Origin of the sequence: Ornithinimicrobium sp. F0845 (genome assembly GCF_023015765.1) — a bacterium.
GTDB lineage: Bacteria > Actinomycetota > Actinomycetes > Actinomycetales > Dermatophilaceae > Ornithinicoccus.
Genome location: NZ_JALKAL010000017.1, coordinates 38,313 through 59,813, shown reverse-complemented (window position 1 = coordinate 59,813; position 21,501 = coordinate 38,313). Strand labels below are relative to the sequence as shown.

At 70.4% G+C, this 21,501-nt stretch carries 23 protein-coding genes and 1 pseudogene; 14 read left to right on the top strand and 10 right to left on the bottom strand.

Annotation, left to right across the window (positions count from 1 at the left end; genetic code table 11):
* Positions 1–22 precede the first annotated feature (22 nt).
* The 5 genes from MWU75_RS18085 to MWU75_RS18065 all read left to right on the top strand — a co-directional run bounded on the left by MWU75_RS18085 (position 23) and on the right by MWU75_RS18065 (position 6,405).
* On the top strand, positions 23–565 hold the full coding sequence (locus MWU75_RS18085) for an XRE family transcriptional regulator (protein WP_247093570.1): 543 nt from the start codon (positions 23–25) through the stop codon (positions 563–565).
* Between the two features lie 37 nt (positions 566–602).
* The gene (locus MWU75_RS18080; RefSeq protein WP_247093584.1) at positions 603–971 is read left to right on the top strand and encodes a GntR family transcriptional regulator; all 369 of its coding nucleotides are present in this window, start codon (positions 603–605) and stop codon (positions 969–971) included.
* Between the two features lie 159 nt (positions 972–1,130).
* The gene (locus tag MWU75_RS18075) at positions 1,131–2,750 is read left to right on the top strand and encodes an HNH endonuclease signature motif containing protein (protein WP_247093569.1); all 1,620 of its coding nucleotides are present in this window, start codon (positions 1,131–1,133) and stop codon (positions 2,748–2,750) included.
* A 115-nt stretch (positions 2,751–2,865) separates the two neighbouring features.
* On the top strand, positions 2,866–4,527 hold the full coding sequence (locus MWU75_RS18070; RefSeq protein WP_247093567.1) for a hypothetical protein: 1,662 nt from the start codon (positions 2,866–2,868) through the stop codon (positions 4,525–4,527).
* Between the two features lie 78 nt (positions 4,528–4,605).
* Complete coding sequence (locus MWU75_RS18065) at positions 4,606–6,405, top strand: gamma-glutamyltransferase (RefSeq protein WP_247093565.1); 1,800 nt, start codon at positions 4,606–4,608, stop codon at positions 6,403–6,405.
* A gap of 13 nt (positions 6,406–6,418) precedes the next feature.
* Here MWU75_RS18065 and MWU75_RS18060 read toward each other — a convergent pair whose 3' ends face one another.
* Positions 6,419–6,769, bottom strand: coding sequence for a hypothetical protein (locus MWU75_RS18060; RefSeq protein WP_247093563.1), 351 nt, complete (start codon positions 6,767–6,769; stop codon positions 6,419–6,421).
* Between the two features lie 52 nt (positions 6,770–6,821).
* Positions 6,822–7,226, bottom strand: a complete 405-nt coding sequence (locus tag MWU75_RS18055) for a RidA family protein (protein WP_247093561.1) — start codon at positions 7,224–7,226, stop codon at positions 6,822–6,824.
* 231 nt (positions 7,227–7,457) lie between these two features.
* On the opposite strand from MWU75_RS18055, the gene MWU75_RS18050 reads away from it, so the two are divergent.
* From MWU75_RS18050 to MWU75_RS18020, 7 genes are all read left to right on the top strand, one after another.
* Positions 7,458–10,856, top strand: coding sequence for a DEAD/DEAH box helicase (locus MWU75_RS18050; RefSeq protein ID WP_247093559.1), 3,399 nt, complete (start codon positions 7,458–7,460; stop codon positions 10,854–10,856).
* A gap of 102 nt (positions 10,857–10,958) precedes the next feature.
* On the top strand, positions 10,959–11,168 hold the full coding sequence (locus MWU75_RS18045; protein WP_247093557.1) for a type II toxin-antitoxin system VapB family antitoxin: 210 nt from the start codon (positions 10,959–10,961) through the stop codon (positions 11,166–11,168).
* Entirely contained in the window at positions 11,165–11,569 is a 405-nt protein-coding gene (locus MWU75_RS18040) for a PIN domain nuclease (RefSeq protein ID WP_247093555.1), read from the top strand. Before MWU75_RS18045 ends, MWU75_RS18040 begins: the two co-directional genes overlap by 4 nt.
* Before the next feature lie 46 nt (positions 11,570–11,615).
* Positions 11,616–12,569, top strand: a complete 954-nt coding sequence (locus MWU75_RS18035; protein WP_247093553.1) for a histone-like nucleoid-structuring protein Lsr2 — start codon at positions 11,616–11,618, stop codon at positions 12,567–12,569.
* A gap of 64 nt (positions 12,570–12,633) precedes the next feature.
* Complete coding sequence (locus tag MWU75_RS18030; RefSeq protein WP_247093551.1) at positions 12,634–12,912, top strand: type II toxin-antitoxin system VapB family antitoxin; 279 nt, start codon at positions 12,634–12,636, stop codon at positions 12,910–12,912.
* Positions 12,909–13,328 carry a type II toxin-antitoxin system VapC family toxin gene (locus tag MWU75_RS18025; RefSeq protein ID WP_247093549.1) on the top strand — a complete coding sequence of 140 codons (420 nt, stop codon included), beginning with the start codon at positions 12,909–12,911 and terminating at the stop codon, positions 13,326–13,328. The genes MWU75_RS18030 and MWU75_RS18025 overlap by 4 nt, the downstream gene beginning before the upstream one ends.
* A 94-nt stretch (positions 13,329–13,422) precedes the next feature.
* Positions 13,423–14,460: a GNAT family N-acetyltransferase gene (locus MWU75_RS18020; RefSeq protein ID WP_247093547.1), complete on the top strand. Its 1,038-nt coding sequence runs from the start codon at positions 13,423–13,425 to the stop codon at positions 14,458–14,460.
* Positions 14,461–14,479: 19 nt separating this feature from the next.
* Here the strand turns inward: MWU75_RS18020 and MWU75_RS18015 are convergent, their stop codons facing one another.
* The 7 genes and pseudogenes from MWU75_RS18015 to MWU75_RS17980 all read right to left on the bottom strand — a co-directional run bounded on the left by MWU75_RS18015 (position 14,480) and on the right by MWU75_RS17980 (position 19,668).
* Positions 14,480–14,905, bottom strand: a complete 426-nt coding sequence (locus tag MWU75_RS18015) for a CBS domain-containing protein (RefSeq protein ID WP_247093545.1) — start codon at positions 14,903–14,905, stop codon at positions 14,480–14,482.
* A 20-nt stretch (positions 14,906–14,925) separates the two neighbouring features.
* Complete coding sequence (locus MWU75_RS18010) at positions 14,926–15,543, bottom strand: hypothetical protein (protein ID WP_247093542.1); 618 nt, start codon at positions 15,541–15,543, stop codon at positions 14,926–14,928.
* Between the two features lie 190 nt (positions 15,544–15,733).
* Complete coding sequence (locus MWU75_RS18005; protein WP_247093541.1) at positions 15,734–16,450, bottom strand: hypothetical protein; 717 nt, start codon at positions 16,448–16,450, stop codon at positions 15,734–15,736.
* 132 nt (positions 16,451–16,582) lie between these two features.
* Positions 16,583–17,527, bottom strand: a complete 945-nt coding sequence (locus tag MWU75_RS18000) for a homoserine kinase (RefSeq protein ID WP_247093538.1) — start codon at positions 17,525–17,527, stop codon at positions 16,583–16,585.
* Positions 17,527–18,597 (bottom strand): threonine synthase, encoded by a 1,071-nt coding sequence (gene thrC, locus MWU75_RS17995; protein ID WP_247093536.1) that lies wholly within the window; start codon positions 18,595–18,597, stop codon positions 17,527–17,529. The genes MWU75_RS18000 and thrC overlap by 1 nt, the downstream gene beginning before the upstream one ends.
* A 117-nt stretch (positions 18,598–18,714) precedes the next feature.
* A pseudogene (locus MWU75_RS20430) lies at positions 18,715–19,245 on the bottom strand (zinc-binding dehydrogenase).
* Between the two features lie 264 nt (positions 19,246–19,509).
* A complete protein-coding gene (locus MWU75_RS17980; RefSeq protein WP_247093532.1) occupies positions 19,510–19,668 on the bottom strand; it encodes a hypothetical protein in 159 nt (52 codons plus the stop codon).
* Positions 19,669–19,780: 112 nt separating this feature from the next.
* Between MWU75_RS17980 and MWU75_RS17975 the strand changes: the two genes are divergently transcribed.
* Both MWU75_RS17975 and MWU75_RS17970 read left to right on the top strand, forming a co-directional pair.
* Positions 19,781–20,146 carry a hypothetical protein gene (locus tag MWU75_RS17975; protein ID WP_247093531.1) on the top strand — a complete coding sequence of 122 codons (366 nt, stop codon included), beginning with the start codon at positions 19,781–19,783 and terminating at the stop codon, positions 20,144–20,146.
* Positions 20,139–20,801: a VWA domain-containing protein gene (locus MWU75_RS17970; RefSeq protein WP_247093530.1), complete on the top strand. Its 663-nt coding sequence runs from the start codon at positions 20,139–20,141 to the stop codon at positions 20,799–20,801. The genes MWU75_RS17975 and MWU75_RS17970 overlap by 8 nt, the downstream gene beginning before the upstream one ends.
* 8 nt (positions 20,802–20,809) lie before the next feature.
* Here MWU75_RS17970 and rdgB read toward each other — a convergent pair whose 3' ends face one another.
* Positions 20,810–21,448 (bottom strand): RdgB/HAM1 family non-canonical purine NTP pyrophosphatase, encoded by a 639-nt coding sequence (gene rdgB / locus MWU75_RS17965; protein ID WP_247093529.1) that lies wholly within the window; start codon positions 21,446–21,448, stop codon positions 20,810–20,812.
* Between the last annotated feature and the right edge of the window lie 53 nt (positions 21,449–21,501).

Genomic DNA, 21,501 nt, shown 5'->3' with positions numbered 1-21,501 from the left:
GGCCGAGGAGGCGCCCACAGCAATGAGCACACTCGGCACCCGGCTGGCAGAGCTTCGCCACAAGCACGGCTACACGCTGCGGGCCCTGGCCGCAGAGGCAGGGCTGTCGCCAGCCCTGCTCAGCCAGCTCGAGAACGGGACCACCGACCCGTCGCTGTCCACCCTGCGCAAGCTGGCTGGCGTCTTCGACACCTCGATCGCGACGCTCTTCGGGGACCCTGACGCGCCGATGGTGCACCTCAGCCGCCCGGGTGAGCGCGTGCGACTGACGGCGCCAACGGGGAACTTCGCCTACGACCGTGTCACCCCGGGGCGCGGTGACCTCGAGGTGCTGCACGTGGTGATGGCACCGGGGGACCAGAGCTCGGCCGAGGGGTGGGCCCACCAGTCCACCGAGTGCGCCTACGTCATCTCCGGGGAGGTCACCGTGGAGTTGTCCGGCGAGCGCCGTGTGCTCACGGCAGGGCAGGCCCTGACGTTCGACTCGCAACTGCCACACCGCTACCTCAACGCGTCCACAAGCCAGGCCGAGATGATCTTGTCCGTGACGCCACCCACCCCCTGATGCGTCCCTCCTTCAGCGCCGAGGAGGCGTACACGTGATGCTCCGCATCGACCCTGCCTCGTCCGAGCCACCGTTCGCCCAGCTCCACGCGCAGATCCTCGCGCAGGTGGCTGACGGCATACTCACCCCTGGCGACCGGTTGCCGACAGTCCGCCGCCTCGCCGGCGATCTCGGGATCGCCCCGAACACCGTGGCTCGGGCCTATCGCGAGCTCGAGGCCGACGGCGTGCTCGAGGGGCGTGGCCGGGCCGGCACCTTCGTGCGGTCCACCGTCACCGCCGGCAGGACCGCTCCCGCCGTCGCCTCGGCCCGTGCCGCCGCCGAGAAGTATGCCGAGTCAGCCCGCTCCCTCGGCCTCGCCCCCGGCGAGGCGCTGGCTCTGGTGCGGCAGGCGTTGGGCACGTGAACGTGCCCCTCCCTGGCTGATGAGACGCCAGATTCTCCCGCGGGGCTCTGACCTGCAGGTTTAGCCCTCCTGTGGATGAAGTCAGGGCACTGTCGGACGTCTGTTCTAGCCTGTGTGCATCAGGTAGAGAACGGGCTCACCGCGAGAGGGGGCAGCGACATGACGACTGTGACGACCACGGCGACCGCGGCCGCGGAGTGCGCGCCGGTTCACTCCGATGCCTCGGCGTGTGAGGGTGACCCGGTGACCGCTGCGGAGCTGACTGCGTTCACCCGTCGGCTCGCCGGTGGAGCGGGCCTGAAGGAGTTGGTCGACGTCCCCGCAGCGGATCTCTGCGACGTCATCACCGGCCTGGAGGGCGTGAAGAACGCCGCGGCCGCCGCGCAGGCCCGGGTGACCGACACCGTCGTCACCAAGCTGCGTGAGCAGGCCGTCGCGGACGGTGTCCCGCGTAGGCGGGCGGACAAGGGACTGCGCAAGCAACTGGGCCTGGCACGCCGGGAGTCACCCCATGCCGGGTCTCGCCACATCGGCTTTGCCCAGGCCGTGGTGCACGAGATGCCCAACACCCACGCGGCGATGACCGAGGGCCGGCTGACCGAGTGGGCCGCGATGGAGCTCGTGCGAGAGACTGCCTGCCTGACCAGCGAGCAGCGCTCCATCGTCGATGCCCGTCTCGCGGATCGCCTCCGGGTCGACTCACAGAAGGCGCTCGTGGCCGCGGCCCGGGCCCTGGCCTACGAACTCGACCCCTACGCCTTCACGAACCGTGGACGCAAGGCCGCCAAGGACCGTCGGGTGACCGTCCGCCCGGCACCTGACGTCATGTCGATCGTGTCCGGCTACCTTCCCGTGGCCCAGGGCGTCGCGTGCTACAAGGCGCTCGATGAGTCGGCACGGTCCCTGAAAGCCGCGGGCGACGAGCGCAGCCTCGACCAGCTCCGCGCCGACCTGTTCATGCAGCGGCTCACCGGTCAGTGCGCCGCTGACAACAGCAGCATCGAGCTCGGCCTGGTGATGACCGACAAGGCACTCCTGGGCCTGGGCGAGACGGCCGCACGGCTGCAGGGCTTCGGCCCGATCCCCGCTCCCCTGGCACGCGATCTCGTGCGCGGTGCGGGCGCCAACGATGGCGACCGCGTTCCCACGTCCGAGACCGGCAGCACAGCCGGGGCCGCATCAGCCGAGGCGGACGGCCCTGAAAGGCAGGACGCCAACGCGGAGCACGCCGACCCAGTGGACGCCGAGGCGGGAACGCTCGCGCAGACGGCACGCGTCTGGCTCCGACGGCTGTATGCCGATGCGGTCACCGGGGTGTTGACCGGTCAGGACCAGCGCCGACGGCTCTTCTCCGGGCCCCTCCGCCGCTTCCTGGTGGCGCGTGACCAGGTCTGCCGCACCCCGTGGTGCGACGCACCCGTGCGGCACGCCGACCACGTCCTGGCCTTCGCCCGCGGTGGCGCCACCACCGAGCACAACGGCGAGGGCACCTGCGAGGCCTGCAACTACGACAAGGAGGCGCCAGGGTGGCGCCACGAGACGATCGAGTCACGCAAGGGGCTGCACATCGTCCGGGTGACGACACCGACGGGCCACACTTACGAGTCGCATGCGCCGCCGCTCCTCCCCACACTGGGTCTCTCCCGCGACAGACCCTCGGCCCGGGCTCCAGTGCGCCCTGAGGACGCCATATTGCTGCTCGACCGGCGTGCCGGCGACCGTCACGGTCCTCTAGGTCTGCTCTTCAATCTCCAGGCCGACAGCAGCATTTCAGCCTGATCAGCTCCGCTGATCAGGCTGAGTGCCTGGGGCTGGCTGCGCGTTGCACCGAAGGGCACCCTGACATGCCTCTAAAGTCCTTCCGAAGCATCCGGCGCGGGCCGAGGATGGAACGATGGTGCACCACACCACCGCGCCACCACGGCCCCTGCCGGAGCCGCCCGCAGCGCGACGCCGCCCAGGGGGTGGCTCGTTGGTGGACCACACGGTCGCCCTCCAGCGCGCCGCCGGCAACCGGGCAGTCTCCCGTCTGGTCGGTGGACAGCCACTGTCACTCCAGCGCCTCAACGGTGCTGTGCCGACCAACTTCACCGTCACCAATGCCGTTGCCAACTCCGCTGGCCTCACGATCAGCACCCAGAAGGCCTGGCAGAGCAGCACCAACGTGGCAGCTGATCTCGCGGACGTGGAGATGCGTGAGCACATCGTGTTCAACCACGCCCCAACGACTGACATGCCTGGCTATGCCGCCGTGGTCCACATGGTCCCCAACATGCAACTCGCCGGCAACATCCTGACCAAAGTAGCTGGCGCGATGCAGGGGCTCGGAGGCACCGACGACCACGCCGGAGCGGGGTTCGGCCTCTACTTCACGGCTCCCGGTGGGCAGGCCAACCTCTCCCGAGGAACCTGGACGCTGGTCGGAACCCAGGTGTACCAGTACCGCGACCGCGGCGCCGGAGGCCCGTGGCTGCCCCTCCACGCCGCCGGTGGGCCGTTCACCATCACCCGGTCGATGGCCATCGACTCGGCATCCCACACCTACCAACTGACGTTCACGAAGACCGGTCCCGGCGTCAACGTGACTGCGGGACCGACCGTCATCCCCCTCACCATGGACGAGGCGATCAGCGACATCGCCGTGGCGCGACCCGACCAGACGCAGTTGTGGCAGGACCTGGACCAGGAGATCACGGTCACCCAGGAGCACGAGTACCACCATGTCTCCGGCGAGAATCTGACCCACAACGGCGTTCCTGTCCCCGTCGAGTACGTGATCACCCGGCCGTGGACCACCAACCCGCAGAGCCCGAACCGCGCGATGTTCGCCCCCTACGAAACCCTGGTCCCTGCCGAGTACAACCCGCTCATCGCCAACATCCGCTCCGGTCTCGTCGATCTGGTGCAGACCCACGTGGCGGGGTTGGCCCAACCACCACAGCGACTGGTCATGATCATGACGAAGGCGACCGGCGGCGTGCGCCAGCAGGCTCTGTTCACGCAGGGCGGCCCGGGGGCAGGACCGACGCTTCGGATCGTCTTCCGATACGGAAAGTTCGGGGCCGTCGATCAGACCGCGCGCGACACCTCGCAGGCCGGGAGTGAGTCGATACGGGGACACAGGACCACCTCAAAGACAGCCCGCTGGCAGAAGGCCACTGTCATCCACGAGATGGGTCACCTCCTGCACGCGTTCAACGACATGGGTTCGTTCCAGGCGGCCACGGTCGATGCCAATGTCGCCGCTGCAGCACCGTTGGCGGATCAGCCCCACCTGTTCACGATTGCTGCGGTCAACACTCAGATCCTCGCGGCACTCAACGCTCGGAACTACCCGGCTCGGTGGCAGTACGCACAGGCCAACCCCGCCGAGGTGGTGGCCGAGGTGTGGACCGCCGTGATGCACAGGCGCAAGGTGCCCCGGGGCCTCGCCGCGGTCTACCTCGCCTACGGCGGGGCACAGAACGCCCTGATCATCGACCGGCTCCGGAGAAGATTCCCGCACAACCAGCTCCCGGCCCTCGCCACCCCACTGGACGCACTACCCCACATCTGATGATCCGGCACTGACTGGTCCGCGCGCCGTCCTCGACAGATGACGGGTGCGGAGGCAGGCTGGGCGGAGGGAGGTCCGATGGCCTGGAGGCACCGCAGCATCGTCGCGTCGGTCCTGGCTGCCCTGCTGGTCCTGACGGCCTGCTCTGGCGACGACGACCCGGTCGTCAGCACCGACGCCCCGACCGAGACGACCAGCCCACCGGCTGTCGCCACGAGCACACCCTCCCCCACCGAGTCGCTGCCCGCGGACCCGACCGACGAGACGAGCACGCCCACCGAGAGCCCCGAGGAGACGACGACCACGCCGCCGGAGGACGCGTTCGGCGACTACGGGGTCGCCGCGGGGCACCCCCGCGCGGTCCAGGTCGGCATGGAGGTCCTCGAGGACGGCGGCAACGCCGTGGACGCGGCGGTCGCGACGGCGTTCTCGATGGCCGTGCTCGAGCCGCTGACCTCCGGACCGGGCGGTGGCGGCGCCACGCTGGTTGTCGCGCCGCCCGGCAGCAGCGTGGCGGGACACCCCGCGGAGCCGGTGGCCTACGACTACCGCGAGGTCGTGCAGTCCTCCGGCCAGGTCCCCGACAGCAGCACCGGCATCCCCGGTTTCGTCGCCGGGATGGCGCAGATCCACGCCGAGCACGGCCAGCTGTCGTGGCAGCGGGTGCTCCGACCTGCGATCCGGCAGGCCGAAGAGGGCGTGCCGATCTCCTGGTTCGTGGCCCAGGAGATGCGCACGGACGCCGGCCGCGCGGCCACGGCGCCGCTGCCGCAGTTCCACCTCGACAACGGTGACCTGCTTAGCGAGGGCGACGTGCTCTTCCAGCCCGAGCTCGCCGACACCCTCCGGGACATCGCCGGCGACCCGCGCGACTTCTACGAGGGCGACCTCGCGGCACAGCTCAGCGAGGTCGACGGCATCGACGCCGAGGGGCTGGCCACCTACCAGGTCGACGTGCGCGAGCCCCCGCGTGGCGCCGTCGGCGACTACGAGGTCCTCGCCGCGGCGCCCGCCCTCTCCGGCGTCGGGCTGATCCAGCTCCTCCAGGTGGCCGAGGCCGCGGGGGTGGCCGACACCGAGCCCGGCTCGGCGGCCCACATCGACACCCTCACCGACGCCTGGGTGGTGGCCGAGGACTCCATCGAGACGGTGCTCGGCGACCCCAACTTCGTCGACGTCCCGGTCGACCAGCTCACCGACCCGCAGGCAAACGCGACCCTCGCGGAGTCAGAGGCCGTCGGCGTCGCTGGCGCGGCCAGGGGCACCCAGGTCCCCGGCATACTGGCTGGTCGTCCCGCCCCGGGCAACACGACCCACCTCAGCGTGGTCGACGCCGACGGGCTGGCCGTGTCGATGAGCAACACGATCACCTCGTTCTGGGGCTCGAGGGTCGTGGTCGGCGGGTTCTTCGTCAACAACCACCTCATCCGCTTCGGCAGCACCGGGCGCACCGACGCCAACGAGCCCGAGGCCGGCAAGCGACCGGTGAGCTACATGACTCCCGCCGTCCTGCTCGACGCCCAGCAGCGGCCGGTGCTGGTGATCGGCTCACCCGGCGGCATGCGGATCCCCAACATCCAGGCGGCCGTCATCTCCCGGTGGGCCCTGCACGACCAGGACCTGCAGACCGCCGTCGACGCCTCCCGCACCCACCTGGCCGACGGTGTCCTGCAGGTGGAGGGACTGCCGGCCGCCACCGTCGACGAGCTCACCAGCATGGAGTATGCCGTCACGCCGGTCCCCCTGTCCTGGAACCTGTTCGGGTCGGTCCAGGCACTCGAGCTCGACCATGAGGCCGGTCTGCTCACCGGCGCGACCGACGAGCGGCGCACCGGCGCGTGGGACAGCGCCCTGGCGGCCAGCGACCAGCGGCCCTGACGCAGACAGGTGATCAGCCGCTCGCCGCGTCCAGCTCCTGCAGCAGATCGTGCGCGGCGAGCTCGACCTCCTTGTGCCGCCACTGCGCGGCGCGGAAGACCGAGGCGATGAGCGCCGAGCGGTGCACCCGTCGGAAGTCGCCGTAGACGAAGGCGTAGCGCGCCTTGGTCTCGTCGGTTGCGCCCGTGGTGAGGCCGAGGTGCCAGGCGGCGTAGTCCTCCCAGGAGTGCCGCTCCAGGTAGGCGTTCTCGGCGGCCGCGTCCGGCTGCCTGTCGCCCCACTCGCTGTCGAGCACGTACTGCCGCTTCGCGATCAGCTCGCGGCAGCGCGCGACCCCGGCCTCGTTGACCCCGTACTTCGCCATGGCACCCATCGTCGCGCGCGGTCGTGATCACCGCGCGGTGGCAGGAGAGCGCTCAGCGCAGAACGACCGTGGCCTCGATCTCGATCATCAAGCCAGCGACCGCCAGTCCGGTGACGCCGATGATGGTCTGCGCCGGGTGCTCATCCGATCCCTGGACCTCCTCGATGCCGGAGGTGATGGTCTCGAAGTCCTGCGGAGCGGTGGTGTAGACGGTGCGCCGGACGATCTGATCCCAGGACGCGTCGATCGCCTGCAGTGCGATCTCAAGGTTCCTCATCGCGGCGACGGTCTGGGCCCGGAGGTCGTCGCCGCCGATGACCGAGAAGTCCGTGCCGAGCGCCACCTGCCCGGCCACGTAGGCGACCCTGCTCCCTTCCGCGATGGCGATGTGGCTGAAGCCGGGGGCCGGGTGAAGGTCCTGGGGACTGATGAGCACGCGCGTGCTGCTGTCGGCCATTCGAAGCTCCGTTCACTCGCACAGCGGGCGACCGATGACCGGTCGCTGAGGTTGGCCGCATACTGCCAGAGACGGCGCAGCCTGGCTATGGGCGAGCCGCTGTCGGAGCCACGCGGTCCACGCGCGTCGAGCCAGATGAGCGCCCGGAGACCACCTTGTCCACAGGACGTCCCGGCTGTGTCGGCCCCACGGCATACCCTTGCCGTGGCCCAGTGGGAAAGGAAGGTGCGCATGACCAGCAACCCGCGAGAACCGCACTCCTTCGTCGCGCCATCCTGGGTGCTGGACGTCACCGAGGACGACCTCCTGCGCGCCTTCGGACGCACTTCACTCACCCGCGGGAGGACCTATCAGCGGCGGGGCGTGGTGCGCAACCTGTCCGTGACACAGAGCGGTGTCATCACCTCCACGGTCCACGGCACCCGTCGCTATCGCACCACCGTGTCACAGACGGCCCGGCGTCCCGACGGACGCACATTCGCGGCCCACTGCTCCTGCCCGGTCGGCATCACCTGCAAGCACGCGGCCGCCACCATCCTCGAGGCGCAGGCCCGCGCGCGGGCCGGCGACCTCGGCGCGGCCCGCCCTGCGTCGCGTGTGCCAACCGAGCCATCAGCACCGTCACGGCCGATCCATGTCGTGTCCCAGCCCGCCGTCCCCGACTGGGAGGCGCTGCTCGCACCTGTGGTCGCCGAGACCGAGCCACCAGCCCCCAGCCCGGCCGTGACCCCGCTCGCGCTCCACCTCGAGGCCGGCGCGGGGCCCAGCCGCTCCGGACCGGGTCGGCAGCGCCTCGAGATGCGCCCGCTGATGAGGGGCGCTTCGGGAGCCTGGATCAAGACCGGCGTCTCGTGGTCCGACGTGCAGAGCACGTACGGCGACCGGCAGTGGGGGGCGGCGCAGCGCTCGGCCCTTGCCGCACTGCTCAATGCCACTCGGACCCGGACGGGCTACTGGTACACCCTGACCGACACCATCGAGGGCGGGAGCCTCGGCCCGGCCCTGTGGCCCATGCTGCGGGAGGTCGAGCAGGCCGGCGTCCCGCTGGTCACCGGCTACCAGGGCAAGGAGCGAGTGCACCTGCGGGCCGAGCCGGTCGAGCTGGCCCTCGACCTCACCCGCACGGCCGACGGAGCGCTCGCGCTGCAGACCGTGCTGGGCCTGCCCGGGGAGCCGGCCATCCTCGGGGATCCGGGGCACGGTCTGGTCTCTACGGTGCGCGGCGAGCTGCACCTGGCCGCCCTCGCCAAGCCGCTGACCCCGGCGCTGACGAGGCTGTTCAGTGGCACGGCGCCGACAATCCCGGAGTCGGACACCGACCGCTTCCTCACCGGCTACTACCCCGCACTGCGCCAGCACGTCACGGTCACGTCCTCGGACGACAGCGTCGAGTTCCCGGAGATCAAGCCGCCGCGGCTCGGGCTGGAGGTGCGCTTCGAGGCGCACCACCGCACCCGGTTGCGCTGGACTTTCCGGTATGCCGTGGGGCAGGCGATCCGGACCGTCCCGTTACTCCGTGCTCCCACGGGCGAGGACGGTCCCCTCGTGCGCGACGCCGCCCGCGAGGAGGAGCTGCTCGCCAGCCTCTCCGTGCTCGACGGCGCCCCTGGGTTGCGGGTGCCACTGCCGGGCAGGAACCGCCTCGGTGTGGTGATCGAGCCGCAGCTGGACGGGTGGGACACCGTGCAGTTCGTCAACGACGTGCTGCCCGCGCTGGAGGCGCGCGACGACATCGACATAAGCGTCTTCGGCGAGCCGCTCGACTATGACGAGGCGGACGAACCGCCCGTCGTCGCGGTCTCGACCAGAGATCCCGGTGAGCGGGGCCCGGGGAGCGAGCCGGACGGCATACAGCTCGGTGAGGACGCCTCGCGGGACTGGTTCGACCTCGGCATCGAGGTCACGGTCGGCGATCAGCCGGTGCCGCTCCCCGACCTGCTGGCCGCCCTGGCGCACGGGGCGGAGCAGCTGATCCTGCCCGATGGGACCTGGTTCAGCGTCGACGTGCCCGAGCTCCACGCGCTGCGTCGGCTGGTCGAGGAGGCCCGCGCGCTGCAAGACCACGAGGGCGAAGGGCTGCGCATCAACCGGTTCCAGGCCGGGTTGTGGGAGGAGCTGGTCAGCCTCGGGGTCGTCGCGGAGCAGAGCGAGCGGTGGCAGCGCACCGTCGGGGACCTGCTGGCGCTGGAGGAGCTGCCGCACCCCGATCCGCCCGAGGGGCTCACGGCGTCGCTGCGGAGCTACCAGCTCGACGGCTTTCAGTGGCTGTCGTTCCTCTGGGAGCACGAGCTGGGCGGGATCCTGGCCGACGACATGGGGCTGGGCAAGACGGTCCAGGTGCTGGCCGCGGCCGAGCGCGCGAGAGAGCAGGGGCTGCTGAGCCCCGAGCGGCCGATGCTGGTCGTCGCACCGACGAGCGTGGTCGGCGCGTGGGTGCGGGAGGCCGAGCGCTTCACACCGGGTCTGCGGGTGGCGGCGCTGACCGAGACGGTCAGGCGCAGTGGTCGGCCGCTGACCGAGACCATCACCGGCGCCCACATGGTCGTGACCTCCTACGCCCTGCTGCGCATCGACGAGGAGCACCTCACCGGCATCACGTGGAGCGCCGTGGTGCTGGACGAGGCACAGGCGGTGAAGAACCACCGGTCGCGGACCTACCAGGCGGCACGGAGCCTGCGGGCACCGGTGAAGTTCGCGGTCACCGGCACACCGCTCGAGAACTCGCTGATGGACCTGTGGTCCTTGCTGTCGATCGTGGCGCCAGGGCTGTTCTCCTCGCCGCAGAAGTTCGGCGAAGTCTTCCGCAAGCCGATCGAGTCCGGCAGTGCGCCCGAGCTGCTGGCCACGCTGCGTCGCCGGGTGCGACCGCTGATGTTGCGCCGCACCAAGGAGGCGGTGGCCCCCGACCTGCCGCCCAAGATCGAGCAGGTGCTGTCGGTGGCGCTCAACCCCGCGCACCGGCGGATCTATGACACGCACCTGCAGCGTGAGCGCCAGCGCATCCTCGGGCTGCTGGACGACGTGGACCGCAACCGCATCGCGATCCTCAGCGCGCTCACCAAGCTCCGGCAACTCAGCCTCGACGTGCACCTCGTCGAGCCCGACGCCCCGACCAGCGTGCGGCCCAGCAAGGTCGACGTCCTCATCGAGCAACTGGTGGAGGTGGCGGCGGAGGGGCACCGGTGCCTGGTGTTCAGCCAGTTCACCCGTTTCCTCAGGATCGTGCGCGAGCGCCTCGACGCGGAGGGGATCGGTCACGTCTACCTGGACGGCCGCACCCGCGACCGGCCGCGCCGGGTGGCCCAGTTCACCGACGGTGACGACCCGGTGTTCCTCATCAGTCTCAAGGCCGGCGGGTCCGGGCTGACGCTGACCGAGGCCGACTACGTCTTCGTGCTCGACCCCTGGTGGAACCCGGCCGTCGAGGCCCAGGCCGTGGACCGCACCCACCGGATCGGGCAGGACAGCACCGTCATGGTCTATCGCCTCGTGGCCGAGGACACCATCGAGGAGAAGGTCGTCGCCCTGCAGGAGAAGAAGCGCGACCTGTTCGCCAAGGTCGTGGACGACGAGGGGCTGATGAGCGCGCCGCTGTCGGCGGACGACATCCGGGCGCTGGTAGAGGGCTGAGGGCGCGCCGCTGTCTGCCGACGGCATCCGGCTGATCGGGTTCGCCCCGGCCTCCGCGGGCTCGTGGAGGGGCTAATACACATCAAGGTGTACGGTGGTGTAGTGACGAGGACGAACATCGACCTGGACGACGACCTGGTGGCTGCTGTCATGGCGCGTTACCAGTTGGAGTCCAAGCGCTCCGCTGTCGACTTCGCCCTGAGACAGCTCGTCCGCGAGCCGCTCCCGCTCGATGAGATCCTCGCGATGCGGGGCAACGGCATCGACGCCGACAATGAGGAGATCGAGGGCGACTGGACGGCTGGGGGGTGATCGTCGACACCTCGGTCTGGATCGAGTTCCTGAGGCCGGGCCGATCAGCAGCGGGGGATCATCTCGAGTCGCTGATCCGAGGCAGGGAGCACCTCGTCGTCCCGGAGACCGTCATGCTGGAACTCCTGAGCGGCACGACAGACGAGGCGGTGGCGGCGCGGCGTCGGCGGATGCTTGAGTCCTTCGACGTTGTTCCTCTCACACCGGGTGTCGACTCGCTCACCGCTGCGCGACTACAGCGACAGTGCCGCCGCAGCGGCGACACGGTGCGCAACCTGGGCGACTGCCTGATCGCTGCCGTGGCGCTGCGGCTCGGGATCCCGGTGCTGCACCGCGACCGAGACTTCGAGACGCTCAGCACCCACTGCGGCGTGCCAACGATCTCCCTGCTCCCACGGTGAAGCGGCGGCCGTCCACCTGCGCCGCCACACGGCATACTCTGACTTCATGCCGGACGACTTCGTCATCGCCCGCAACCCCGAGGAGGGCACGACGCTGCCCTACCTGCTGCGGATCCCGTGGGGGCCGGACGGGGTGGTGCTGAAGGCCAAGGAGACGTGGCCGCGGACCGGCAAGGTCTACTGTCACCGGGCCGTGGGGTGGCCGCGGGACCCGGAGATCATCGAGCAGGTGCCGGTGCGGTCGTGCGTGCGCCGCGGGGCGAGCATCGACCTGGTGCTGGACCGTGGCCGGGAGAACCGCTCGCAGTTCGTGCTCACGCGGATCCGGGGCGGGCGCGAGGCGATCTTCTGGCAGACCGCGCGCACCGCCAAGCAGGCCAGGCCCGCCGTGGCGATCCCGACCGCACGCGGCTCGGGGGTCGCCGGTCTCGAGATCGTCGTGGACAGCCACGAGCGCTATGCCTGGAAGTTCGAGCACCAGCAGGTCACCACGACGCGACGTGCACTGAGAGCGGGCGACTACGGCGTGGTGGACGGCGACCGGGTGCTGGCCGCGGTGGAGCGCAAGTCGCTGCAGGATCTGGTCGGCACGCTGACCAGCGGGAAGATGCGCTATCTGTTGGCTGACCTCTCGGCGCTGCCGGCGGCCGCGGTCGTGGTGGAGGACCGCTACTCCTCGGTCTTCAAGCTCGACCGGGTCCGGCCCGCCGTGGTGGCCGACTCCCTCGGCGAGTGCCACGCACGCTTCCCCACCGTGCCGATCGTTTTCTGTGAGACGCGGGCGCTGGCGCAGGAGTGGACCTACCGCTTCCTGGCCGCGGCGCTCGTCCATCACGGCGAGGAGACCCACGTCGAGACCGAGGCCTCCGACCTGCCCTCCGCCGCGCCGCCCAGCCCGGCGGAGGTCCGCGAGTGGGCACGCAACCAGGGGCTGGCCGTGTCCGACCGCGGGCGGATCAGTGCTGAGGTGCTGGACGCCTTCGCGCGCCGAAGCACGTGACGGTCGGTCTTTAGGTAGACGACCTTTAGGTAGACGACCCGATTCGCATGGGTAGACTTCTACCATGAGCCTGAACATCAAGAACCCGCGGACACACCGGCTCGTGCGTGACCTGGCTGAGGCGACTGGCCAGTCCCAGACCGCCGCGGTCGAGGACGCGGTGCGTCGCCGCCTCGCCGAGCTCCGGGCGGCTGACGGCCTCACCACTCCTGAGGAGCGCCAGCGGCACGAGCGTGCCCGAAGGATCGCTCACGCCTTCCGGCAGGACATGTCTGAGCAGGACCGTGAGCGCCTCCGCACTGCGGACGACTGGCTCTATGACGAGCAGGGGCTGCCCCGGTGATCCTCGACACCTCAGCCTTGGTAGCCATCTTGGCCGACGAGGAGGAGAGCGAGTTCCTGCTGACAACGGCACTGGCGGCGACCCATCTCAGGATGAGCGCCGCCACCGCCCTCGAGGCATCGATCGTGCTGGACAGCCGATCGTCACCGCAGCAACGCCGACGCCTCGATGACCTCCTGGAAACGCTCGAGGTCGAGATCGTCCCGTTCGACGCGAAGCAGTGGTCTCTTGCACGCGAGGCATACCGGGACTTCGGGAAGGGATCCAGTCACCCCGCACGGTTGAACATGGGTGACTGCTACGCCTACGCCCTGCACCGTGCGACCGGAGAGGAACTGCTGTTCGTCGGTGATGACTTCGCGCGGGCTGGCCTGACCCGTCCGGGCGCCGAGGAGTTCCCACCCGCAGATCGGTGACATCCATCGCTCCGACAGGGCGGTTGACTACGAGCCTCACCTGGCGCCGGGATACCCCGTTGCATGACCAAGCGGTCACGTTCAACGATGATGCATGACCAACACCGCCTATCCCCTCCGCACCGACCGGCTCCTCCTCCGCATGTTTCGCCCGGAGGACATCGACACCCTGACCGCCTACCGCAACGACCCGCGAGTGTCGGCGCTGCAGGACTGGGACCTGCCCTATCCGCGAGAGCGTGCTGAGCGTCTGGTTGCGGCGCACGCCGGCCGGGACGACGTCCTGCCGGGAAAGGGCACCCAGCTCGCCATCGACCTGGACGGCGAGCTGATCGGGGACATCTACGTCGGCCTGGATGAACATGCCGGCATCGCCGAGATCGGTTTCAGTCTCGCCGCGGAGCACCATGGCAAGGGGTATGCCGTGGAGGCGGCGTCGGCGGTCGTCGACGACCTGGTCGATCGGGTGGGTGTGCATCGACTCGTGGCTGAGCTGTCGCCGGACAACCTGGCCTCCGCCCGTCTCCTGGAGCGCCTCGGCATGACCTTCGAGTACTTCGCGGAGAAGTCGTTCTGGTGGCGGGGGGCCTGGGACGACAACCTCTTCTACTCGATGACCGGTGAGGAGCGGCGTGCCTGGAGGGACCGGCCGCTCACCCCGCCGGATCAGGTGCGGCTCATCGAGCTCACCCACGAAAACGTCTGGAGCTATCGACGGCTCCGCACCCACCGCTCCCAGGAGCGGTTCGTGGCGACGATGGACCAGTCCTTCATCGACGCCCTCTTCCCCGAGCCGGAGGAGGGTCACCCCGTGGTCGCGGTGCTGCGCGGGATCGAGGCCGACGGAGAGCCGGCCGGGTTCCTCATGTGGGCCGACGCCATCAACGAGGGCACCCCTGACCCGTATCTCTGGCGCTTCCTCATCGACCGGAGCCATCAAGGCCGTGGCATCGGCCGACGAGCGCTCGACCAGTGGACCAGCGAGCTGCACGCCGCCGGACACACGGCCGTCGAGGCCAGCTGGGTGCAGGCGCCCGGTGGTCCCGAGCCGTTCTATCTCGGGGCCGGCTTCGTGCTCACCGGCGAGATGGACGACGGCGAGGCCGTGGCGCGTCTGCAGCTGGGCGACTGATCGCGGCCCGATCGACCTATCAGGGCGCGCGTCGCAGGTAGTCCTCCAGGTGGTCCCGCTCAGCGGAGAGGGCGTCGAGACGGGTCTTGACCACGTCCCCGATCGACACGATGCCCTTGAGGACGCCATCCTCGACGACGGGCAGGTGGCGCAGACGCCGCTCCGTCATGATGGTGGCGAGTTGATCCAGGTCGTCCTGGGTCGTGACGACGTGGACATCAGCAGACATGATCTCGGACAGCGCACTCGTCTGGTCCCGGCCGGCCCGCAGGTGGTGCACGATGTCGCGCTCGGAGACGATCCCGACGACCTTGTCGTCGTCGACCACGACGACGGCACCGATCTTGTGGTCATCGAGGCACTCCAGGAGCTGCGCGACGGTCGCGGCGGACGGCAGGGTGAGGACGGAGCTGCCCTTCTTCCTGAGGATCTCGGCGACGCGCATACTCGACGCTAGCACCGAAGTCAGGTCGTCGCGAGGATCCGCAGCGCGGCCTGCCCGTTGACGCGAGCGCGCTGGTTGAGGACACGCCAGGCGGCGTGATCCTCAGTGAGCCGCTCCACCAGCGTGCCGATCCGTCGTCTGTCAGATCCACGCAAGTGCTCCGCCTCGTCAAACGGGTCATCGATGCACGCCAGAAGTGTCGCGGCGTCGAAGAGGTGCCGGTCGCGGTCGCGGGAGTCTGCGAGGTAAGCAGCGGCCTTGAGGATCAGGGCCCCGAAGGGTCGGGGCACCGAGAGCGTCGTTGTGCGGCCTGGGTGAATCGTCAGTTGGGCGTTGACCGTTCGCTTGAGCGCCTGGGTCCCCCCGGCGATGGCCACCATGTCCTGTCCTCGCAGGCGTTCCACGACGGCCGCCGCCGGATGGTCGGCCCGCAGCAGATCCACCGTGTCCGGGCTGCCGGTGACGTCAACGACCTCGACACCGGCGCCCCTGACGGGGACCACCTGACCACCGCGGACCCAGCGGTGCGCTGTCGTCGTTCGCGGATCGATGGACGGCAGCAGGTGATAACCGAGGCCCTCGAGGGCTGCCGCCGCGCGTGCCGGCACCCCGCGCGCGATCTCGATGTGCAGCAGCATGTCAACGTCTCGGGTCGGCCGGACAGTCCCGACCCCCTTGTGTATGGCGTGCAGCTGGGTCATCAGCCCACCCACCAAAGTCCACAGGTCTCCAGCGAAGGAGTCCGCGATTTCGGCCACGTTCGCCCACGGGTCGGGCCAGCCACCGGCGGGCGCGCCCACCCGGATTGTGGGACGGGACTGCCCGCGGTCAGCCATGATCGACGAACCACCTGAGGTTCTCGGCGAGCACCTCGAGGGCGAGGCCACGCTCGCGGGGATCCTCGCTCGTGGCCGCGTCAAGGGCGGGGAGGATCTCGCCGTCCATCAGGCTGCGGACGAGATCTATGGAGACACCGCGCGCACCGAGACCATCAGCGTCCGAGCGCACAGCGTGCAGCACGACGTTGCCGCGCACATCCGGCTCCAATCGGAACCTGCTGACGAGCTCCTCGATGAGTGCGTCGTCGACGTAGCACTCGAGCGGCGAGGTGCTCATCCGCCCGGCAAATCCCGGCACGGACTGGATCTCCACCGCGCGCCCACCCGCCCGGATCCGCCCGAGCGCCGACTCGTGGCCGGCATAGCGGCACCGCCTGGCCCGGTCGCGGCTCGCGGCGACGAGCCCCTCGGCGTCCATCGTGCGCAGTCGCGACCTGAGCCTGGAGAGCTGCGCCTGGCCGAGCCACTCCGGACTTCCCCCGGACAGCAGATCGATGGCCGCCCAGGCGGTGCGCGAGGACCACCCACGTGCGCGCCTTCCCTGTCGCACAGCGTGGTAGTCCCGCACGGACGTGCCGTCCAAAAGTCCCCTGGCCACGTAGTTCACCTGGCCGAGCCGTCCCAAGTGCTGCACGTGCGCGGTGGTGACGCCGAGCATCTCGGCGGCCGCTCCGACCGTCATCACGTCTCCCAGTGCCGAACTCATACAGATAGTATGTCGTTTCGCAGGCTATCTGTATAGGTCGGGTGACCGCCGCACGCGTGGGGGCTGCCGCTCGCCTCGTGGGGAAGTTGAGGTCGCTCCAGCGCACACGATTGACCCGCCAGATTGCGGCGGTCAGCCCTCGACGCGCACACCCTCCGCCGCGACGCCCGGTCGCAACACCCGCCAGGTCCTCCCCCACGACCGCACCTCGGCGACGACGGCGTCAGCCACGGCACGACGCGCCAGCACGAGCACGGCCGGACCGGCGCCGGAGATCACCGCGGCGTGACCCAGCGAGCGCAGCTCGTCGACCACGCCCATCGACTCCGGGTAGACCCCGCGCCGCTGCTCCTGGTGCAGCCGGTCCTGGGTCGCGTCCAACAGGAGGGTCGGGTCGGTCGTCATGGCGTGGGTCAGCAGCGCGGCCTTCGCGGCCTGCTCGATGGCGTCGGAGCGCGACACCACCGGCGGCAGGACACCCCGGGCGGTGCTCGTCGACAGCCGCGTCGAGGCGGGCAGCAGCACCAGCGGCTCGATGCCCTCGTGCACGGTGAGGTGCGCGGTGCGGACCGTCGTCGGCGACGGCATCCAGGACACCGTCATCCCGCCGTAGACCGAGGCCGAGGAGTTGTCCGGGTGCCCCTCGGCGATGCCGGCGTGGGTGTTGACCAGCGTCAGGTCGTCATCCGTCAGCGAGCCGCCCCGCACGAGCGCAAATCCCAACGCCAGCCCACCGACTAGTGCCGCCGCGGAGGAGCCGAGTCCGGCGGACATCGGGATCGCGTTGCGGCACTCCAGCTCCAGGCCCAGCCCGCGCTCCCGCAGCCCGTCGAGCCAGTCGACACCACAGACCTCCAGGGCGGTGCGCAGGGCCCGGGCGACCAGGTGCGTCTCGTCGGTGGCCAGCTCCTCGGCCCCCTCGCCGGCCAGGGTCACGACGAGACCAGGGGCGGAGGTGACGTGCACGGCATACTCCTCGCGCAGGCCGAGCCCCAGGCCCACCGCGTCGAACCCCGGCCCGAGGTTGGCCGAGCTCGCCGGGACGCTGACCGCGACCCGGTCCCCCGCAGCCAGCATCAGTCGTCGAGCCCCAGCGCGCGCGCAGCCGTGACCGCGTCCACCGGCACGCGGGTCGGCTCGACCTCGGCGCCGTCCAGGCTCTTCAGCGCCCACTGCGGGTCCTTGAGCCCGTGGCCGGTGACCGTGCAGACGACGGTGGCCCCGGCCGGGACCAGGCCGCCGCCGGCCATCTTCAGCAGGCCCGCCACCGAGGCGGCCGAGGCCGGCTCGACGAAGACGCCCTCGCGGGAGGACAGCAGCCGGTGCGCGGCGAGGATCTCCTCGTCGCTGACCTTGTCGATGATGCCGCCGGACTCGTCGCGCGCGGCCTCGGCCTGCTGCCACGAGGCCGGGTTGCCGATGCGGATCGCGGTCGCGATGGTCTCCGGCTCGTCGACCGGGTGGCCGAGCACGATCGGCGCGGCGCCGGCGGCCTGGAAGCCCCACATGGCCGGGCGGTGGGTGGCCGGCCCGTCGACATACTCGCGGTAGCCCTTCCAGTAGGCCGTGATGTTGCCCGCGTTGCCGACCGGCAGGCAGTGGATGTCGGGAGCGTCACCGAGGGCGTCGACGACCTCGAAGGCGGCGGTCTTCTGCCCCTCGATGCGCGCCGGGTTGACCGAGTTGACCAGCTCGACCGGGTAGGCCTCGGCCAACTTGCGCGCCAACGTCAGGCAGTCGTCGAAGTTGCCGTCCACCTGCAGCAACGTGGCGCCGTGCGCGATCGCCTGGGAGAGCTTGCCCATCGCGATCTTGCCCTCAGGGACCAGCACGCCGCAGGTCATCCCGGCCTTGGTGGCGTAGGCCGCGGCCGACGCGCTCGTGTTGCCGGTGCTCGCGCAGATCACCGCCTTCGCGCCGCGCCCGGCGGCCTCGGAGATCGCGGCGGTCATCCCACGGTCCTTGAAAGAGCCGGTGGGGTTGAGCCCCTCGTACTTCAGGTGCACCTGCGCCCCCACCAGCTCGGACAGGTGCTCGGCCGGGATCAGCGGGGTGCCGCCCTCCCGCAGCGTGACCACGGTGCCGGTGATCGAGGCCGGCAAGCGGTCGGCATACTCGGCGATGACGCCGCGCCACTGGTGAGCCATGGGGAGCCTTTCGGGAGTATGCCGTGTGCTGGGCGAGCGTGCCCGCTCGCGAGTCTACGAGGCCGGGCGGCGGGTGCAGAAGCCGCTCCGAGCACGCGTCAGGCGGACGGTCCGGCCTCAGCGAGGGACCACGACGACCTTGCCGAGCGTGCGACCCTCACCGACGTGGGCCAGCGCCTGCGCGACGTCGTCGAGGTCGAAGGTGCGGTCGACGTGGATCTGCACCTCTCCGGCGACGCACCGCCGGGCGATCGGCTCGAAGTGGTCAGGCCCCAGCTTCACACCGAGGACGCCGATGCTGCGCCCGGTCAGGCCGCCGAGGACCGTTCCGGCGGTGAGGACCCGCAGCATCGTCGGCACGGAGCCGCCCACGCAGCGCTAGCGACCACCTGGCGACAGCGCCCGCCGGTAGGCCCGCACCGAACGGTGGGCCACGAGGTCCAGCACGTGATCGAACGGTGGGAGGCGGGTGAAGTCCTGACGCTCGTAGTCGATCACCTCGTCCGCGCCGACCGTGCGCATGAAGTCGAGCTTGCCGGCGTTGTCGACACCGGTCACGTGCGCGCCGGCCTGCTTGGCCAGCTGGATGGCGAACGACCCGCTGCCGCCGCCCGCGCCGTTGATGAGGACCCGCTGCCCGGCCTCCATTCGCTCCGTGCCCTGCGTGGCGATCGCTCCCGCCTGGGGGATCGTCGAGGCCTCGACGAAGGTGAGCTCCGCGGGCTTGCGGGCCAGGGCCGAGGCCGGGGCCACGGCATACTCAGCAAAACCGCCCTTGAGCCGGAGGTTGTCGCCGTAGACCTCGTCGCCGACCGCGAACTCGGTGACGTCCGTGCCGATTGCCGCGACGCGTCCCGCGATGTCTGAGCCGAGCGTCCGCCGCGCGGGTGTGCGCAGACCGCCGATCCGGGCTTATGCCGGCCGGCCCAGCAGGCACTCCCAGTCGGAGAGGTTGACGGAGGTCGCGGCCACATCGACGACCACCTGGCCACGGCCGGGCTCCGGCTCGGCGACCTCCTCGAGGCGCAGCACGGACGGCGGGCCGTACTGGTCGTACACAGCAGCTCTCATGCCGGTTGGCTCCTTCGTGAGGCCTTCATGGTGGCGCAACCGGGACGCCCTTGAGAAGGCAAAGAGTGCGCAACTTTTGCACATGCGCAGTTGTTGCGCATATCCTGGTGGCATGAACGACGAGCTCACCCACCGCTACGACGAGGCCGTCACCGCGCTGGCCGAGGCCGACCTGACCTCCTCCACCGCTGCCGTGACCTCGCTGACCCGGGCACGGGACGCCGTCCAGACCGCGCTCGACGAGGCGATGGCCCAGGCCGTGACGCGCGAGGGCGCGTCGCTGCGCCAGGTCGCCGCGCTCGCGGGCATCGCCCCCAACAGCGTCTCGCCGCGCCTGGCACGATCAGCCGCGCTCTCGGCATACTCCCGAGACGGCCGGGTCGACGCCCAGGGGATCGCGCTCGCGCGGGCCGACCACCAAGAGGGCGCACCGATGAGGTTCGTCCGACGCAACAGCAAGGGGAACCACCGTGACTGACCCGAACTACACCCACATGGCGTTCCTGCTTGATGCCTCGGGATCGATGGCCTCGATCAAGAGCGACGTCGAGGGCGGCTTCGACGCCTTCATCGCCGACCAGCGCACCCAGCCGGGGCGCTGCACCGTCACCCTCGCGGACTTCTCGGGGCCTGGAGACTATGTCGTGCGCTACACCGGCAAGGACGTGGCCGAGGTCGAGCCGCTGGCGCTGCACCCCCGCGGGATGACCGCCCTGCTGGACTCGATCGGGCGGCTGGTCACCGAGACCGGAGAGTTCCTGGCTGCCATGCCCGAGGAGCAGCGCCCGGGCCTGGTCATCGTCGGGATCATGACCGACGGCAACGAGAACAGCTCCCAGGAGTGGACGCACGCCGGCATCAAGGCGCTGATCGAGACGCAGGAGCAGACCTACAGCTGGGTCTTCCACTATCTCGGGGCCAACCAGGACGCGATCGAGGTCGGCGCAGGTCTCGGCGTGCGCGCCGACGCGTCGCTGACCTACGCACCCGCCGCCGCGGGCTCGGCGATGGCGGCCTACTCCGCCTCGCTGACCTCGATGCGGGGTGCGGTCGCGCGGGGTGAGGACGTCGAGTCCGCCCGGCTCGGCTCGGCCTACACGGCTGCTCAGAGGCGCAAGGCCGCTGAGAGCTGAGGCGGGAGTCAGCCCAGGACGCGTGCGATGTCCTCGGCGAGCGCTCGGAACGCCCAGCCGCGGTGGCTGATCGCGTGCTTCTCCTCGGCGGAGTACTCAGCGAGCGTGCGCCCGTCGGGCAGCACGAGCAGCGGGTCGTAGCCGAAACCGTTGGTGCCGCGGGGCGCGCGCCCGAGCTCGCCGCGGACCTGGCCCTCGCGCACGATCGTCTCCCGGCCCGGCACCGCCAGGGCCGCCGCGCAGACGAACCCGGCGGCCCGGTGCTCGTCGGGCACGTCGGACAGCTGCGAGAGGAGCAGCTCGTTGTTGGCGCGGTCCTTGTCCTCGCCGGTGACACCGGACCAGCGCGCGGAGAAGACCCCGGGGCAGCCACCGAGCACGTCGACGGCCAGGCCGGAGTCGTCGCCCAGCGCGGGCAGGCCGGTTAGGGCGGCGACCGCCTCCGCCTTGAGGGTGGCGTTGGCGGCGAAGGTCACGCCCGTCTCGACCACGTCCTGGACGTCCGGGAAGTCGGTCACCCCGACCAGCGTCAGACCGGTCCGGTGCAGCACGTCGGCCAGGATGTCCCGCAGCTCGGCGACCTTGTGCGCGTTGCGGGTGGCGAGGACGATGCGGTTGTCGGTCGGCTGGCGGGATCCCTCAGTCATTGAGCCAGAGTATGTCGATCGGTCACCGCCCGGTGCGCCCGTCACCTCCGCGG

Excerpts from the sequence above, each read along its gene's own strand:
- MWU75_RS18070 (WP_247093567.1), top strand. The coding sequence starts at position 2,866 with ATGGTGCACCACACCACCGCGCCACCACGGCCCCTGCCGGAGCCGCCC.
- MWU75_RS18005 (WP_247093541.1), bottom strand. The coding sequence starts at position 16,450 with ATGAGTTCGGCACTGGGAGACGTGATGACGGTCGGAGCGGCCGCCGAG.
- MWU75_RS18075 (WP_247093569.1), top strand. The coding sequence starts at position 1,131 with ATGACGACTGTGACGACCACGGCGACCGCGGCCGCGGAGTGCGCGCCG.
- MWU75_RS18055 (WP_247093561.1), bottom strand. The coding sequence starts at position 7,226 with ATGGCCGACAGCAGCACGCGCGTGCTCATCAGTCCCCAGGACCTTCAC.
- MWU75_RS18020 (WP_247093547.1), top strand. The coding sequence starts at position 13,423 with ATGACCAACACCGCCTATCCCCTCCGCACCGACCGGCTCCTCCTCCGC.
- MWU75_RS18030 (WP_247093551.1), top strand. The coding sequence starts at position 12,634 with ATGAGCCTGAACATCAAGAACCCGCGGACACACCGGCTCGTGCGTGAC.
- MWU75_RS18015 (WP_247093545.1), bottom strand. The coding sequence starts at position 14,905 with ATGCGCGTCGCCGAGATCCTCAGGAAGAAGGGCAGCTCCGTCCTCACC.
- MWU75_RS18010 (WP_247093542.1), bottom strand. The coding sequence starts at position 15,543 with ATGCTGCTGCACATCGAGATCGCGCGCGGGGTGCCGGCACGCGCGGCG.
- MWU75_RS18060 (WP_247093563.1), bottom strand. The coding sequence starts at position 6,769 with ATGGCGAAGTACGGGGTCAACGAGGCCGGGGTCGCGCGCTGCCGCGAG.
- MWU75_RS17980 (WP_247093532.1), bottom strand. The coding sequence starts at position 19,668 with ATGAGAGCTGCTGTGTACGACCAGTACGGCCCGCCGTCCGTGCTGCGC.
- MWU75_RS18065 (WP_247093565.1), top strand. The coding sequence starts at position 4,606 with ATGGCCTGGAGGCACCGCAGCATCGTCGCGTCGGTCCTGGCTGCCCTG.
- rdgB (WP_247093529.1), bottom strand. The coding sequence starts at position 21,448 with ATGACTGAGGGATCCCGCCAGCCGACCGACAACCGCATCGTCCTCGCC.
- MWU75_RS18050 (WP_247093559.1), top strand. The coding sequence starts at position 7,458 with ATGACCAGCAACCCGCGAGAACCGCACTCCTTCGTCGCGCCATCCTGG.
- MWU75_RS18000 (WP_247093538.1), bottom strand. The coding sequence starts at position 17,527 with ATGCTGGCTGCGGGGGACCGGGTCGCGGTCAGCGTCCCGGCGAGCTCG.
- MWU75_RS17975 (WP_247093531.1), top strand. The coding sequence starts at position 19,781 with ATGAACGACGAGCTCACCCACCGCTACGACGAGGCCGTCACCGCGCTG.
- MWU75_RS18085 (WP_247093570.1), top strand. The coding sequence starts at position 23 with ATGAGCACACTCGGCACCCGGCTGGCAGAGCTTCGCCACAAGCACGGC.
- thrC (WP_247093536.1), bottom strand. The coding sequence starts at position 18,597 with ATGGCTCACCAGTGGCGCGGCGTCATCGCCGAGTATGCCGACCGCTTG.
- MWU75_RS18080 (WP_247093584.1), top strand. The coding sequence starts at position 603 with ATGCTCCGCATCGACCCTGCCTCGTCCGAGCCACCGTTCGCCCAGCTC.
- MWU75_RS18035 (WP_247093553.1), top strand. The coding sequence starts at position 11,616 with ATGCCGGACGACTTCGTCATCGCCCGCAACCCCGAGGAGGGCACGACG.